Source organism: Alicycliphilus sp. T452, assembly GCF_054512775.1.
Genome location: NZ_JBTNEH010000018.1, coordinates 54,681 through 68,867 on the forward strand (window position 1 = coordinate 54,681; position 14,187 = coordinate 68,867).

At 64.5% G+C, this 14,187-nt stretch carries 11 protein-coding genes and 6 tRNA genes; 1 reads left to right on the forward strand and 16 read right to left on the reverse strand.

The window, feature by feature from the left end; translation table 11 throughout:
* Positions 1–274: 274 nt before the first annotated feature.
* The 3 genes from ACX12L_RS16045 to ACX12L_RS16055 form a co-directional block, all read right to left on the reverse strand.
* On the reverse strand, positions 275–2,197 hold the full coding sequence (locus ACX12L_RS16045; RefSeq protein ID WP_459263465.1) for a SurA N-terminal domain-containing protein: 1,923 nt from the start codon (positions 2,195–2,197) through the stop codon (positions 275–277).
* 59 nt (positions 2,198–2,256) lie between these two features.
* Positions 2,257–2,332, reverse strand: a tRNA-Val gene (locus ACX12L_RS16050).
* Between the two features lie 14 nt (positions 2,333–2,346).
* Complete coding sequence (locus ACX12L_RS16055) at positions 2,347–2,619, reverse strand: HU family DNA-binding protein (protein WP_013519705.1); 273 nt, start codon at positions 2,617–2,619, stop codon at positions 2,347–2,349.
* A gap of 29 nt (positions 2,620–2,648) precedes the next feature.
* Between ACX12L_RS16055 and ACX12L_RS16060 the strand changes: the two genes are divergently transcribed.
* Entirely contained in the window at positions 2,649–2,774 is a 126-nt protein-coding gene (locus tag ACX12L_RS16060; RefSeq protein ID WP_459263466.1) for a hypothetical protein, read from the forward strand.
* 188 nt (positions 2,775–2,962) lie between these two features.
* Here ACX12L_RS16060 and pgsA read toward each other — a convergent pair whose 3' ends face one another.
* The 13 genes from pgsA to ACX12L_RS16125 all read right to left on the reverse strand — a co-directional run bounded on the left by pgsA (position 2,963) and on the right by ACX12L_RS16125 (position 14,146).
* Positions 2,963–3,532, reverse strand: a complete 570-nt coding sequence (pgsA, locus tag ACX12L_RS16065) for a CDP-diacylglycerol--glycerol-3-phosphate 3-phosphatidyltransferase (protein ID WP_094437562.1) — start codon at positions 3,530–3,532, stop codon at positions 2,963–2,965.
* A 47-nt stretch (positions 3,533–3,579) separates the two neighbouring features.
* On the reverse strand, positions 3,580–5,538 hold the full coding sequence (gene uvrC / locus ACX12L_RS16070) for an excinuclease ABC subunit UvrC (RefSeq protein ID WP_459263467.1): 1,959 nt from the start codon (positions 5,536–5,538) through the stop codon (positions 3,580–3,582).
* 150 nt (positions 5,539–5,688) lie between these two features.
* Positions 5,689–6,318: a DUF6806 family protein gene (locus ACX12L_RS16075; RefSeq protein ID WP_459263468.1), complete on the reverse strand. Its 630-nt coding sequence runs from the start codon at positions 6,316–6,318 to the stop codon at positions 5,689–5,691.
* A gap of 12 nt (positions 6,319–6,330) precedes the next feature.
* Positions 6,331–6,422, reverse strand: a tRNA-Leu gene (locus ACX12L_RS16080).
* Between the two features lie 139 nt (positions 6,423–6,561).
* Positions 6,562–6,637: transfer RNA gene (locus tag ACX12L_RS16085), tRNA-Gly, on the reverse strand.
* A 241-nt stretch (positions 6,638–6,878) separates the two neighbouring features.
* Positions 6,879–7,562 (reverse strand): nitroreductase, encoded by a 684-nt coding sequence (locus ACX12L_RS16090; protein WP_459263469.1) that lies wholly within the window; start codon positions 7,560–7,562, stop codon positions 6,879–6,881.
* Positions 7,563–7,763: 201 nt separating this feature from the next.
* Positions 7,764–7,837, reverse strand: a tRNA-Cys gene (locus tag ACX12L_RS16095).
* Between the two features lie 56 nt (positions 7,838–7,893).
* Positions 7,894–7,969, reverse strand: a tRNA-Gly gene (locus ACX12L_RS16100).
* A gap of 96 nt (positions 7,970–8,065) precedes the next feature.
* Complete coding sequence (lon, locus tag ACX12L_RS16105) at positions 8,066–10,486, reverse strand: endopeptidase La (protein ID WP_459263470.1); 2,421 nt, start codon at positions 10,484–10,486, stop codon at positions 8,066–8,068.
* Positions 10,487–10,608: 122 nt separating this feature from the next.
* The gene (clpX, locus tag ACX12L_RS16110; protein WP_459263471.1) at positions 10,609–11,874 is read right to left on the reverse strand and encodes an ATP-dependent Clp protease ATP-binding subunit ClpX; all 1,266 of its coding nucleotides are present in this window, start codon (positions 11,872–11,874) and stop codon (positions 10,609–10,611) included.
* 98 nt (positions 11,875–11,972) lie between these two features.
* Positions 11,973–12,581, reverse strand: coding sequence for an ATP-dependent Clp endopeptidase proteolytic subunit ClpP (gene clpP, locus ACX12L_RS16115; RefSeq protein ID WP_459263472.1), 609 nt, complete (start codon positions 12,579–12,581; stop codon positions 11,973–11,975).
* A gap of 120 nt (positions 12,582–12,701) precedes the next feature.
* Entirely contained in the window at positions 12,702–14,012 is a 1,311-nt protein-coding gene (tig, locus tag ACX12L_RS16120; protein WP_459263473.1) for a trigger factor, read from the reverse strand.
* Positions 14,013–14,059: 47 nt separating this feature from the next.
* Positions 14,060–14,146: transfer RNA gene (locus ACX12L_RS16125), tRNA-Leu, on the reverse strand.
* Between the last annotated feature and the right edge of the window lie 41 nt (positions 14,147–14,187).

Sequence of the window (14,187 nt, forward strand, 5' to 3'; positions counted from 1 at the left end):
CTCCGGGCTGTATCGAAGGGTGGCCCGCACCGCGGATGCCTACCGGCGTCGTCGACTGGATCTTGGGCCGCCAGACGGTGGGTGCGCGCACCTGCCTCCGCCGATAGACTTTGGAATACTCTATTTCACTGCACTGACGGTAACGACGTCTGGCTCACATGGCTGCCTGCGTTGCGCACCACGGCGGCGACTGGCAGCGGCGGGCATGCAGTGCGAGCACCTTGCCCTCCAGGAACGCAGAGGAGCAAGGTCATTTCGCTTCTCGCAGACCTTGTCAGCTTTGCGACTCGCCTTGCGCCGCCGGACGCGGCGCCTTGATCTGCACCTTGAAGCGCTGCTTGAGCAACTCGTAGTACGCCTGCGCTTCGGCCGAGACCCAGAGCTGCAGGTACTGCTCGCGCTCCATGCGCGCCGTCGCTTCATCCGCGGCGTCCCGCGGCACGATGCGGTTGACCTTCAGCACGGCATAGCCCTGCTCCGCAAGGTCCACGCCGGTCCAGGCGGGCAGCTTGTCCGTGGGTGCCCGCAGGGCCGCATCGACCACCGCGCGCGGCTGGTTCTGCGGGCGGTCGCGGGACACCGTCACGGGGGCGGAAAGGCCCGCGGCGCCGTCGGGACTGGCCTTCCAGGCAGACAGCCTGGCCTGGCCGTCCTGCCGCGCGAGCTCCGCGGACTTGTCCGCGACGTAGAGCGAGCGCACCTGTTCGCGCGCCTTGTCCAGCGGCAGCGTCATGGCAGGCTGATAAGCGGTGATCCGCGCCGCCGCCAGGGTGCTGTTGCCGATCTCGATGGCTTCGGTGTTGCGCTTGTTCTGCACCGAGTCCGGCTGGAACAGCACCTCCAGCAAGCGCGGGTTGGCCAATGCGCCCTTCGCACCCGGGGACGGCACACGCGTCACTCCCGTGGCGGTATGGATCTTGAGCTTGAGCTTGTCCGCCACCGGCTGCAGGCTGTCCGGCTGCTCGTAGACCGCGTTGGCAAAGGTTTCGGCCACCTCGGCGAACTTGCGCTGCGCCTGCTGCTGCTTGAGCTCCGCCTCCAGCGACGGGCGCAGCTCCTCGAAGCTCGGCTGGCGCGGAGTCTTGATGTCGGTGAGCATGATGACGTGGTAGCCGAAGTCGGTTGCCACCACGTCGCTGATCTCGCCCTTCTTCAGCGAGAACACCGCATCTTCGAACGGCTTGACCATGGCGCCGTGGCCAAAGAATCCCAGGTCCCCGCCGGAAGCGGCCGAGCCGGTGTCCTGCGACTCCTTCCTGGCGATCTCGGCAAAGCGGCCGGGCGCCTTGCGCACCTCCGCCAGCAGTTCCTGCGCCTTGGCCTTGGCCTTTTCGCGCTCGGCAGCGGGTGCATCCTTGGCCGCGCTGACCAGGATGTGGCTTGCGCGGCGCTCCTCCTTGCCGGACAGGCGGCCGAGGTTTTCCTTGTAATAGGTGCGCAGATCGTCCTCGTTGAGCGTGATGCCGGCCTTCACCGCATCCAGGTCCAGAACGACGTATTCCGCCGTGGCCTGCTCCGATTGCTGGAATTTGGCGGGATGGGCCTTGTAGTAGGCTTCGAGATCGGCGTCCGCCACCGTGACCTTGGACACGTAAGTCGATGGATTGAATCGCGCAACCTGGATCTCCCTGCGCTGGAAGATGGCATCCAGCGCGAGCTTGGATTCCGCGGGGCCGGCGAATGCGGATGCCACCACGCTACCCATGACCTGATTGACCGATATGTCGTGGCGCATGCGCGCCTCCAGGCCCTCCGGGGTGAGGCCCTGGGAACCCGCCAGGGCGCGGTAGGCCTCGGCGTCCAGCGTACCGTCCGGGCGCTTGAGCGCGGCGATCTGGGGAATGCTTTGCAGTTCGCGCGCCAAACGCGCATCGCTGGTCAGCATGTGCATCTTCTGCGCGGCAACCTGCAGCACGCGGTCGCGCACCAGGCGCTCCAGCGTGGCGTAGCGCGCCTGCGGCGAATCGAGCAGTTTGGCATCGATGCCCGGCGACTGCGCACGGATGCGGTCGCTTTCCACGCGGTGCGCGTTGTCCCAGTCGGCCTGTGTGATGTCCTTGCCATCCACCCGCGCCACGACCGGGCTGCCTCCGCCAAAGTAGTTCCGGTCTATCCCCACGAGGATGAACGAGGGAATGATCAGCAAGAACAGCAAGCCCATCACCCACTTGGTGTGCTTGCGGATGGATTCCAACATGGTCGATCTTTCAACGGCTGCAAAAGAAAAGGCGAACTCGCGTTCGCCTTTGTCTGGGGTGGTGGGTGCTAACGGGGTCGAACCGCTGACCTACGCCTTGTAAGGGCGCCGCTCTACCAACTGAGCTAAGCACCCCCCATATCTCACAATCAGTTCAGGGCGTCCTTCAACGCCTTGCCTGGACGGAACTTCGGCACTTTAGCAGCCTTGATTTTAATCGTAGCGCCCGTGCGGGGATTGCGGCCGGTACGGGCGGCGCGCTTGCCAACGGCGAAGGTCCCGAAACCGACCAGCGACACCGTCCCACCCTTCTTCAGGGTCTTCTTGACCGCGTCGATCGTGGACTCCAGGGCACGCGTCGCAGCGGCCTTGGAGATATCTGCTTGGGAAGCGATGTGCTCTATCAATTCGGATTTGTTCACAGGAAGCCCCTCGGGAAAAGAGTGGATGAATGTCTTATGCAAATCTGATCTTCAATGCCTTGCGCCACTGGCGTGATGCCAATGGCGGCCAGCGCATGAAAATACTGGAACAGCGGCAGAAATTGCTGTCGCAGATTAAAACCATCGCCCTGTAGGGTGTCAATAAGACGTACCGCCACAGCGACAGCATGGCTGCGGATTCTAGTCGCATTTGCATGGTGCTCCAGGGCTCTTCCCCCTGTTTTGTCTCGCAAACGCTGGCGCTAGGCGGATTCCGTATTGACAAACGGCACCAGGGCCGTACTCCAGGCCCGGCCGTGTTGCAACGACACCTCAGGCAAGGCTATTTGGCGACACGGGCACGTATCTCGGGCAAGGCTTTTTGCAGGTAGTACACCATGGACCACACGGTCAGCACGGCCGCGAGCCAGATGAGCCAGGTGCCCCACACGCCAGTGTCGATGATGTTGAACAATCGTCCGTCATAGAGCAGGAAAGGAATTGCAACCATCTGCACCGTGGTCTTGAGCTTGCCCAGCATGTGCACGGCCACGCTCTTGCTCGCGCCGATCTGCGCCATCCACTCGCGCAGCGCGCTGATGGCGATCTCGCGGCCAATGATGATGAGGGCCACGAAGACATCGGCGCGCTGCATGTGCACCAATACCAGCAGCGATGCACAGACGAGAAACTTGTCCGCCACCGGATCGAGAAAGGCGCCAAAGGCAGACGTCTGGTTGAGCTTGCGCGCAAGAAAGCCATCGAGCCAGTCGGTGGCGGCAAACACCACGAACATCGCCGTGGCGATGAGGTTGCGCGTGGCCGGCTCCATCGGCGCATAGAACACGCCCACGATCAAGGGTATCGCGACGATGCGCGTCCAGGTCATGATCGTGGGAATGGTGAAAAACATGGGGAGCGATTGTGTCATGCATCGCGATGCCCCACCGCGGCGGCCGTTCAGCGCAGGGCGTGGTAGATTTCCTCGGCCAGGCCATGGGAGATGCCTTCCACCGTCGCCAGGTCGGCCACGCTTGCGTCAGCGACGCCGCGCACGCCGCCGAAGCGCTGCAGCAGGCGCGCGCGCTTCTTGGGCCCCACCCCGGGAATATCCTCCAGCCGGCTGCCACCCGTGCGCGCCTTGGCGCGGGCCGCGCGCATGCCGGTGATGGCGAAGCGGTGCGCCTCGTCGCGGATCTGGGCCACCAGCATCAGCGCCGCCGAGTCGCGGCCGAGATAGACCTTCTCGCGCCCGTCGGCGAACACCAGTTCCTCCAGGCCCACCTTGCGCCCCTCGCCCTTTTCCACGCCCACGATGCGCGAGATATCCAGCCCCAGCTCCGTGAACACCTCGCGCGCCATGCTCACCTGCCCCTTGCCGCCGTCGACCAGCACCAGGTCGGGCAGGCGCGCGCGCTTGTCGGGCACCTCGGCGCCGCCGGCCTCGCGCTGCGCCTCGGCCACCTTGCTGTAGCGCCGCGTCAACACCTGGCGCATGGCGGCGTAGTCGTCTCCGCCGGTGATGCCGTCGATCTTGAAGCGGCGGTATTCGCTGCCCTGCATCTTGTGGTGATGGAACACCACGCACGAGGCCTGCGTGGCCTCGCCTGCAGTATGCGAGATGTCGAAGCACTCGATCGTGAACCGATCCAGGTCCTCGGCATCCAGATCCAGCGCCTCAGCCAGAGCGCGCGTGCGCGCCCGCTGCGAGCCTTCCTCGGCCAGCAACCGGGCCAGCTGGATCTCGGCATTCTGTTGCGCCATCTCCAGCCACGCGCGGCGCTGCTCGCGCGGCTGGTGCACGGCGGTCACGCGCACGCCGCTCTGCTCCGACAAGGCCTCCAGCAGCCGCTGCTCCACCGGCAGGCTCGTGATCAGCGTGGGCGGCACGGGCACGCCCAGGTAGTGCTGGGCCATGAAGGCTTCGAGCACCTGCGCCTCCACGGGGCAATCGGGCTGCGCCGCGCCTGCGCCCTCCTCCTGATCCTCCAACTGGAACACGCCCGCAGCGTCTTCGACATGCACGGGGAAATAGGCCCTGTCCCCCAGGTGGCGGCCGCCGCGCACCATGGCCAGGTTCACGCAGGCGCGCCCGCCTGCCACCTTCACGGCGAGGATGTCCACGTCCTTGTCCGAGACGCTCTCCACGGCCTGCTGGTGCAGCACGCGCGACAGCGCCGTGATCTGGTTGCGCACCTCGGCCGCCAGCTCGAACTCCAGCCGCTCGGAGTGCGCCAGCATGCGCCGCTCCAGCTCCTGGAGCAGCTCCTGCGTTTCGCCGCGCAGCAGGGCCTCGGCGCTGCGCACGTCGCCGGCATAGCTCTCGGGCAAGATCAGCCCCACGCAGGGCGCCGTGCAGCGCTTGATCTGGTAGAGCAGGCAGGGACGCGTACGATTGGCGAACACCGTATCCTCGCAGGTACGCAGGCGGAACACCTTCTGCAGCAGCTGGATGGTCTCCTTGACCGCCCAGGCTCCCGGATAGGGGCCGAAGTAGCGGTGGCGCTTGTCCACCGATCCCCGGTAATACGCGATCCGCGGATAGCGCTGGCCCGGCGCGTCGCCCTCGCCGTCCCTTTCGGCCACGCCGGTGATCTTGAGATAGGGATAGCTCTTGTCGTCGCGAAACAGGATGTTGTACTTGGGGCCGAGCGACTTGATGAGGTTGTTTTCCAGCAGCAGCGCCTCCGCCTCGGAGCGCACCACTGTCGTTTCCAGGCGCACGATCTTGCCCACCATGTGGCCGATGCGCGTGCCGCCATGCTGCTTGGCGAAGTAGCTGCTGACGCGCTTTTTCAGGTTGCGGGCCTTGCCCACGTACAGCAGCGCGCCCTGCGCGTCGAAATAGCGGTACACCCCGGGCAGCGGAGGCAGGGCCGCCACCTGGGCGAGCAGTTCATCGGAGTGCGTTGCGGACATGGCGCTATTGTGGGCGTGGCAACGGTCCGCCGAGGGCTGCGCACGAATAGACCCGGCACGACCACCAGGGCTGCCCGGGCACCGCGCGTCAAGGAGCGAGGTCCGCCCCGATGCGGCGACCGGCGCCGCTGCGCCGCCGGGGGATGCGGGTCAATGCAGGTGTCGCGGGCGGCGGCCGCCGCCATGGCCGCTGCCGCCCTGCCCGCCCAGGCCGCGCGGAGGCTTGCCGATCTCCAGCGAGTTCACCAGCGCGTCGAACCGCTGCGAGAACAGCTTGTCGATTTCCGACACCACTCCCCCCAGTTGCGAGCCATCGAAGTGGCGCTCCATGAGGTTGACCACATCCTGCACCAGCAGGTCGCGCTGCACCTGCATGATGGCGGCGGGCGTCGGCCCCACGAACAGCATCACGAAATCGTCGCGCGCGTCCTCGTCCTCGGGGGCCTCTTCCTCATCGAATTCGGTATCGTAGAAGGTCACCTCGATGGCCGCGCCCTGCTCGGCCAACTCATTGAGGCTCATGCACATCTCATCGAGCGACTGGCGGAAATCCTCATCTCCGCTCACCGTCCAGCACATCTGCAGCACATGCTCCTTGGCGTCGAACTGGATGCCCGGCTCCTCCTCATAGGCACTGGCCGCGCCATCGGCAAGCGAGCGCGCCCCGGCGTATTTCCACAGCGGCTTGAGCGCCTCCTGGATCTGGTTGAAGTCCACATCGGCCCGCAGTTGCACCTGGCCGTGGACATGGATTTCAAAAGGAGCGGTGTAATGTGACATATCGAATCTTCATGGTGCCCCGAGCCGGGGTCGAACCGGCACGCCCCTTTGCAGGAAGCGGCGGATTTTAAGTCCGCAGTGTCTACCAATTTCACCATCGGGGCGCCCGCCACCCGGCAGGGTACATCGGCGCAGGGTAACTGGAGCAGCACGTGAGTGCAATGCCTCGCCGCGCCTTTGCACGCCACTGAGCGACCATTTCAGCCAATAAAAAAGGGAAGCCTAGGCTTCCCTTGGAATATCTGGAGCGGGAAATCGGTCTCGAACCGACGACCTCAACCTTGGCAAGGTTGCGCTCTACCAACTGAGCTATTCCCGCACTCCCTCAACACACCGCCATTACGCAATGCATTTCGGAAAGATTTGGATTCTAGCATCGATTTCCGGTCGATTTCAAGAAACAACCCAAACCCACGTGCTTTCAAGCCGGCGACTCGAGGTCGTTGTCCGCACAGAAGGCGCGCCCACCGCCACGGATGACGGGCACCTTGATTGCGCCTTTCCTTCAGACTGCGCAGTCGCGCACCGCATCATGCAGCGTCTGCAGCATGGACATGGGGTCATACCAGCCTCAGGATGTCATCCACCCCGGCGCGTTCGGTACGGTAGCCGTTCACCGGGTGCTCCACATCGGGATAGCCGAAGGAGATGCCGCACACTACCTTGCGCCCTTCGGGCATGCCGAAGTACCGGCGGATGAACCCCGACTGCATTGCCAGCGCCGCCTGAGGCGTGGTGGCTACGCCGTGGGCCTGAGCCGAGAGCAGGAAGGAACTGACGAAGCCGCCCGCATCCACAGCGCCATACGCGCCCAGTTCCTGCGGCACGGTGACGATCGCCACGTGCGGCGCACCGAACAAGCGGAAATTCTCGAACGACTGGGCGTCGCGCCGCTCCTTGTCGCTCCGGGCTATGCCCAGCACCTCGTAGAGCTGCAGGCCCGCGCGGCGACGGCGGTCCAGGTACACGCCCTTGTATTCGTCCGGAAACGGAAAGTCGGAATCCAGCCCGGGGTACCGGCGCGCCTGCTCCATCAGCGCGTCACGGAACCTGTCGGTACTCTCGCCCGAAGTGACCACCAGGTCCCAGGGCTGCGTGTTGCACCACGAGGCGGTGCCGCGCGCTACTTCCACGATGCTGCGGATCACAGCCTCGGACACGGGGTCAGGCAGGTAGGAGCGGCAAGTGGCGCGCCCAAAGATCAGGCGCCGCAGCGCATCGATGTCGGCATGGTGTGCAGTCATGGGATCCGTCCTTGCCCGGCGGCGGCGCGGGTGGAACAGTGAAGAAATGGCGGTCGAGTATGCACCAACGATCCGTCAGACAGTAGCAGCGCTACCGATTCGAAGTGGCAGCGAATCGGCTTGAACCGCATTCAAGGCCCGAAAAGAGAAAAGCCGCTATTTTTTACGTAGCGGCTTTCTTATGTGTAATACGGGTTTTTGTGGAGGCGCGGGCCGGAGTCGAACCGGCCTCAACGGATTTGCAATCCGGTGCATAACCGCTTTGCTACCGCGCCGAACCCTGCTTCTTGACAAAAAAGGGAAGCAAAAGCTTCCCCTTTTTGCTCGAACCTGGAGCGGGAAATCGGTCTCGAACCGACGACCTCAACCTTGGCAAGGTTGCGCTCTACCAACTGAGCTATTCCCGCATTTACCGAAGCCTTGCATTGTACAACGTTTAGCGTCGATGGAGCGAATTGTAGCCTATTTTCTGGGCCGCACAAAAAATCTGCGCATCTTTTCCATTAATGCTTAACAGAGCCTGTCACCGCCTCACGTGCAGCCGCCACAGGGACGGCCGGGGCCACATCCTCCTCGGCCAGTGGCGTTGGTTTACGTTCAAGCGCCTGTTCGAGCACCTTGTCGATCCACTTCACGGGCACGATCTCCAGGCCGCTCTTCACGTTATCCGGTATCTCCTGCAGGTCCTTGACGTTGGCTTCGGGTATCAGCACCGTCTTGATGCCGCCGCGCAAGGCCGCCAGCAGCTTTTCTTTCAGGCCGCCGATCTCGGTCACCTCGCCGCGCAGCGTGATTTCGCCCGTCATGGCCACATCGGCGCGCACGGGTATGCCGGTCAGCGCGGAGACGATGGCCGTGGTCATGGCGATGCCTGCGCTCGGACCGTCCTTGGGCGTGGCGCCATCGGGCACGTGGATGTGCAGGTCGCGCTTCTCGAAGGCGTCGTCACGGATGCCCAGCAGGCGCGCACGGCTGCGCACCACGGTGCGTGCCGCCTCGACGGACTCCTTCATCACGTCCCCGAGCGAACCCGTGCGCGTGATGTTGCCTTTGCCCGGCATGGTGGCCACCTCGATCGTGAGCAGGTCGCCGCCCACCTCGGTCCACGCCAGCCCGACCACCTGACCCACCTGGTTCTGCTTCTCGGCATGTCCGTAGCTGAACTTGCGCACGCCCAGGTATTCGGACAGGTTGTCCGCCGATACCTCGACCGGCGCCTGCAGCTTCTTGAGCTGCAGGCCCTTGACCACCTTGCGGCAGATCTTGGAGAGCTCGCGCTCCAGCGAGCGCACTCCCGCCTCGCGCGTGTAGTAGCGCACGATGTCGCGCACGGCCGATTCGGTCACGCGCAACTCCTCGTCCTTGACGCCATTGTTGGTCATCTGCTTGGGCAGCAGGTACTTGATGGCGATGTTGGTCTTCTCGTCCTCCGTGTAGCCCGAGAGGCGGATCACCTCCATGCGGTCGAGCAGGGCCGGCGGGATGTTCATCGAGTTCGACGTGGCGACGAACATCACGTCGGACAGGTCGAAGTCCACCTCGACGTAGTGGTCGCCGAACTTGTGGTTCTGCTCCGGGTCGAGCACCTCCAGCAATGCGCTGGACGGATCGCCTCGGAAGTCCGTGCCCAGCTTGTCGATCTCGTCGAGCAGGAACAGCGGGTTGCGCGTGCCGGCCTTGCCCAGGCTTTGCAGCACCTTGCCCGGCATGGCGCCGATGTAGGTGCGGCGGTGGCCGCGGATTTCCGCCTCGTCGCGCATGCCGCCCAGCGCCATGCGTACGTACTTGCGCCCCGTGGCCTTGGCGATGGACTGGCCCAGCGAGGTCTTGCCCACGCCCGGAGGACCCACGAGGCACAGGATGGGCGCCTTGACCTTGTCCACGCGCTGCTGCACCGCGAGGTATTCCAGGATGCGGTCCTTGACCTTGTCCAGACCGTAGTGGTCCTCGTTGAGCACGTTCTCCGCAAGCGCCAGGTCGTGCTTGATCTTGGTCTTCTTGCTCCAAGGCAGGCTGGTGAGCACGTCGATGTAGTTGCGCACCACCGTGGCCTCCGCCGACATGGGCGACATGAGCTTGAGCTTCTTGAACTCGCCTTCGGCCTTCTTGCGCGCCTCGGCAGGCATCTTGGCGGACTTGATCTTCTTCTCGATCTCTTCGATGTCCGCGCCTTCCTCGCCCTCGCCGAGCTCCTTCTGGATGGCCTTGACCTGCTCGTTCAGATAGAAGTCGCGCTGGCTCTTTTCCATCTGTCGCTTCACGCGGCCGCGGATGCGCTTGTCCACGTTGAGGATGTCCACCTCGCGGTCGAGCTGCTCGAAGAGGTCTTCCAACCGCTGCTTGATGCCCGCCATATCGAGCACGCGCTGCTTGTTCTCCAGCTTGAGCGGCAGGTGGGCGGCAATGGTGTCTGCCAGGCGGCCCGGGTCGTCGATGCTCGCGATCGAGGTCAGGATTTCCGGCGGGATCTTCTTGTTGAGCTTCACGTACTGGTCGAACTGCTGCATCACGGCACGGCGCAGTGCTTCGATTTCGCTCGACTTGCCGTCCTCCGCCTCTTCCTGCACCGGCGTCACCGTGGCCGTGAAGTGCGTTTCCGCATCGTGCACCATGGTCACCTGGGCGCGCTGCTGGCCCTCGACCAGCACCTTCACCGTGCCGTCGGGGAGCTTGAGCATCTGCAGGATGTTGGAGACGCAACCCACCTCGAACATGTCCGACACCTGGGGCTCGTCCTTGGCGGCAGCCTTCTGGGCCACCAGCATGATGCTGCGGTCTGCGTCCATGGCCATTTCCAGGGCCTTGATGCTCTTGGGGCGCCCCACGAAAAGGGGGATCACCATGTGGGGAAACACCACCACGTCGCGCAGCGGCAACAATGGCAGATCCAGGGGGGTAGCGGGCAGGGGTGTATGTCCGGACATGGGGAATCCTCAGTTGTGTCCATGGAAGTGGGGCCATGGACAACGTTTTCAATCCAGCGGCTCGGCCGCTCGGGCGCAACGGCCGCCTGGCCGCCGCGGCGAAAGCGCCGGCCCGGCTGGCCTCAGGCCGTCTTGGCCGCCTCGCGGTAGAGCAGCAGCGGCGCCTTGCTTTCCTCGATGGTGGCCTCGTCCACCACGACCTTCTCCACGTTGGACACATTGGGCAGATCGAACATGGTGCCGATCAGGGCCTGCTCCAGAATGGAGCGCAGCCCGCGGGCACCGGTCTTGCGGGCAATGGCCTTGCGCGCGATGGCCTTGAGCGCCGCGGGGCGTATCTCCAGGTCCACGCCCTCCATGGCGAGCAGCTTGCTGTACTGCTTGACCAGCGCATTCTTGGGTTCGGTGAGGATCTGCACCAGGGCGTCCTCGCCGAGCTCGGCCAGCGCCGTCACCACGGGCATGCGGCCCACCAGCTCGGGGATCAGGCCGAACTTGATGAGGTCCTCGGGCTCGATGTCCTGGAACACCTCGGTGAGCGAGCGCTGCTTCTTGCTCTTGACCGCCGCGCCGAAGCCTATGCCCGACGCCTCGGTACGGTTTTCGATCACCTTCTCAAGGCCCGCGAACGCGCCGCCGCAGATGAACAGGATGTTGGTCGTGTCGATCTGCAGGAAGTCCTGGTTCGGGTGCTTGCGCCCGCCCTGGGGCGGCACGCTGGCCATGGTGCCCTCGATGAGCTTGAGCAGCGCCTGCTGCACGCCCTCGCCCGACACGTCGCGCGTGATGCTGGGGTTGTCGGACTTGCGGCTGATCTTGTCGATCTCGTCGATGTAGACGATGCCGCGCTGGGCGCGCTCCACGTCGTAGTTGCAGCTTTGGAGGAGCTTCTGGACGATGTTCTCCACGTCCTCGCCCACGTAGCCGGCCTCGGTCAGCGTGGTGGCGTCGGCCATCACGAAGGGCACGTCGAGCTGGCGCGCCAGCGTCTGCGCCAGCAGCGTCTTGCCCGAGCCCGTGGGGCCGATGAGCAGGATGTTGCTCTTGGACAGTTCCACGTCGTCCTTGCCGGCCTTGTCCTTGTGGCGCAGGCGCTTGTAGTGGTTGTACACGGCCACAGCCAGCGTGCGCTTGGCCTTTTCCTGGCCGATCACGTAGCTGTCGAGGTTGGCCTTGATCTCGGCCGGCGTGGGCAGATCGCCGCGCCCCTCGCGCGCGGCTTCACCCGGAGGCTGCTCGTCGCGGATGATCTCGTTGCACAGGTCAATGCACTCGTCGCAAATAAAGACTGACGGGCCGGCGATCAGCTTCTTTACCTCGTGCTGGCTTTTGCCGCAGAAAGAGCAGTAAAGGGTTTTTTCGCTGGAGGAGCCTTTTTTATCGGCCATGGAAGCAGTGCCTTATGACAGGGGATGTTGTCAAGATGATAACGAAATAAAAACGGCGTTTCCCCTGCGGGAAACGCCGGGCCCGGCAAGCCTGACGGTCAGGAACGCTTGGAGATCACCTGGTCGACCAGCCCATAGTCCTTGGCCTCGTCGGCGGTCATGAAGTAGTCGCGCTCGGTATCGGCCTTCACCTTCTCGATCGACTGGCCGGTGCGCTCCGCCAGGATGCGGTTCATCTGGTCCTTGGTACGCAGGATGTCGCGGGCGTGGATCTCGATGTCGGTCGCCTGGCCACGCGCGCCGCCCAGCACCTGGTGGATCATGATCTTGGAGTTGGGCAGCGAGAAGCGCTTGCCCTTGGCGCCGGCGGCCAGCAGGAAGGCACCCATGCTGGCGGCAAAGCCACAGCACAGCGTGGACACGTCGGGCTTGATGAACTGCATGGTGTCGTAGATGGCCATGCCGGCCGTCACGCTGCCGCCCGGGGAGTTGATGTAGAACGAGATGTCCTTGTCCGGGTTCTCGCTCTCCAGGAACAGCAGCTGCGCCACAACCAGGTTGGCGGTCTGGTCATTGACCTCCCCCACCAGGAAGATCACGCGCTCCTTGAGCAGGCGTGAATAGATGTCGTAGGACCGCTCCCCGCGGCCCGATTGCTCGATGACCATGGGAATCATGCCCAGGGCCTGCGTTTCCAGTGCGCTCATGTATTTCTCCAGTCAGGGGCGGTACTGTACCCAGAAAATAAATGGGGCTTGTGCAGCAAAGCACAAGCCCCGCAAGACCCACCTGCGGCACGCCACTGCAGGGCACGCCGCCAGGGTGTATCAGGCCTGGCCCATCAGTTCGTCGAAGGACACGGCCTTCTCGTTGACCTTGGCCTTGCCCAGGACGAAGTCCGTGACGTTGTTCTCGATGACCACGGCCTCGACCTCGGCCAGGCGCTGGCGGTCGCTGAAGTACCAGCGCACGACGTCCTCGGGCTTCTCGTAGCTGGCGGCCAGTTCGTCGATGTGGGCCTTGAGCTGCTCGGGCTTGGCCTGCAGGTCGTTGGCGCGCACCAGTTCAGCGACCACCAGGCCCAGGCGCACGCGACGCTCGGCCTGGGGGCGGAACACGTCCTCGGGGATTTCGGCCTTGTCGGCATCCTTGACGCCGCGCTGCTTGAGTTCGGCGCGCGCGCCTTCGAGCAGGCGGGCGATCTCGGACTGCACGCTGGCGTTGGGCAGGTCCAGTTCGGCCTTGGCCACCAGGGCGTCCATCACGGCCTGCTTGTTGCGGGCCAGCAGGCGGAACTTGACCTCGCGCTCCAGGTTCTTCTTGATGTCGGCGCGCAGGCCCTCGACCGTGCCGTCGGCGATGCCCAGCGACTTGGCCAGCTGCTCGTTCACCTCGGGCAGGTGGGCGGCCTCGATCTTCTTGACGGTGACCAGGAAGTCGGCCGTCTTGCCGGCCACGTCCTTGCCATGGTAGTCCTCGGGGAAGGCCAGCGGGAAGGTCTTGCTCTCGCCCGACTTCATGCCGCGCACGGCGTCCTCGAATTCCTTGAGCATCTGGCCTTCGCCGACCAGGAACTGGAAGTCCTCGGCCTTGCCGCCCTGGAAGGGCTCGCCGTCGATCTTGCCCTCGAAGTCCACGGTCACGCGGTCGCCATCCTCGGCGGGCGCGCCCTGGGCGCGCTGCGCGAAGCTGCGGCGCTGCTTGCGCAGGATGTCCAGGGTCTTGTCGATGGCGGCCTCGGTGACGTCGGCCGAGAGCTTGTCCACCTCGGCGGTGGACAGGTCGCCGATCTTCACCTCGGGGAACACCTCGAACACGGCATCGAAGGTCACCTGGCCCTCGGGAGATCCGTCCTTCTCGGTGATGCGCGGCTGGCCCGCCACGCGCAGCTGCGCTTCATTGGCGGCCTGGGCGAAGGCCTCGCCGACCTTGTCGTTGAGCACCTCGTACTGCACCGAGTAGCCGTAGCGCTGGGCCACCACGCTCATGGGAACCTTGCCGGGACGGAAGCCGTCCATCTTGACGGTGCGCGCCAGGCGCTTCAAGCGCGCATCCACTTCGCTCTGGATGGTGGTCACGGGCAGGCTCAGCGTGATCTTGCGCTCGAGCTTCTCAAGGGTTTCAACAGTTACGGCCATGGTTGTTCCTAGTGTCAGGTAGTGTGCCGGGCTGTGCCTCGGTCTTGTGGTGCGCGGGGGGGGACTCGAACCCCCACACCATTGCTGGCGTCAGGACCTAAACCTGGTGCGTCTACCAATTTCGCCACCCGCGCTGCTCTCGCCATCCGGCCGACGGGCCTGGTAGCCAGCCGAC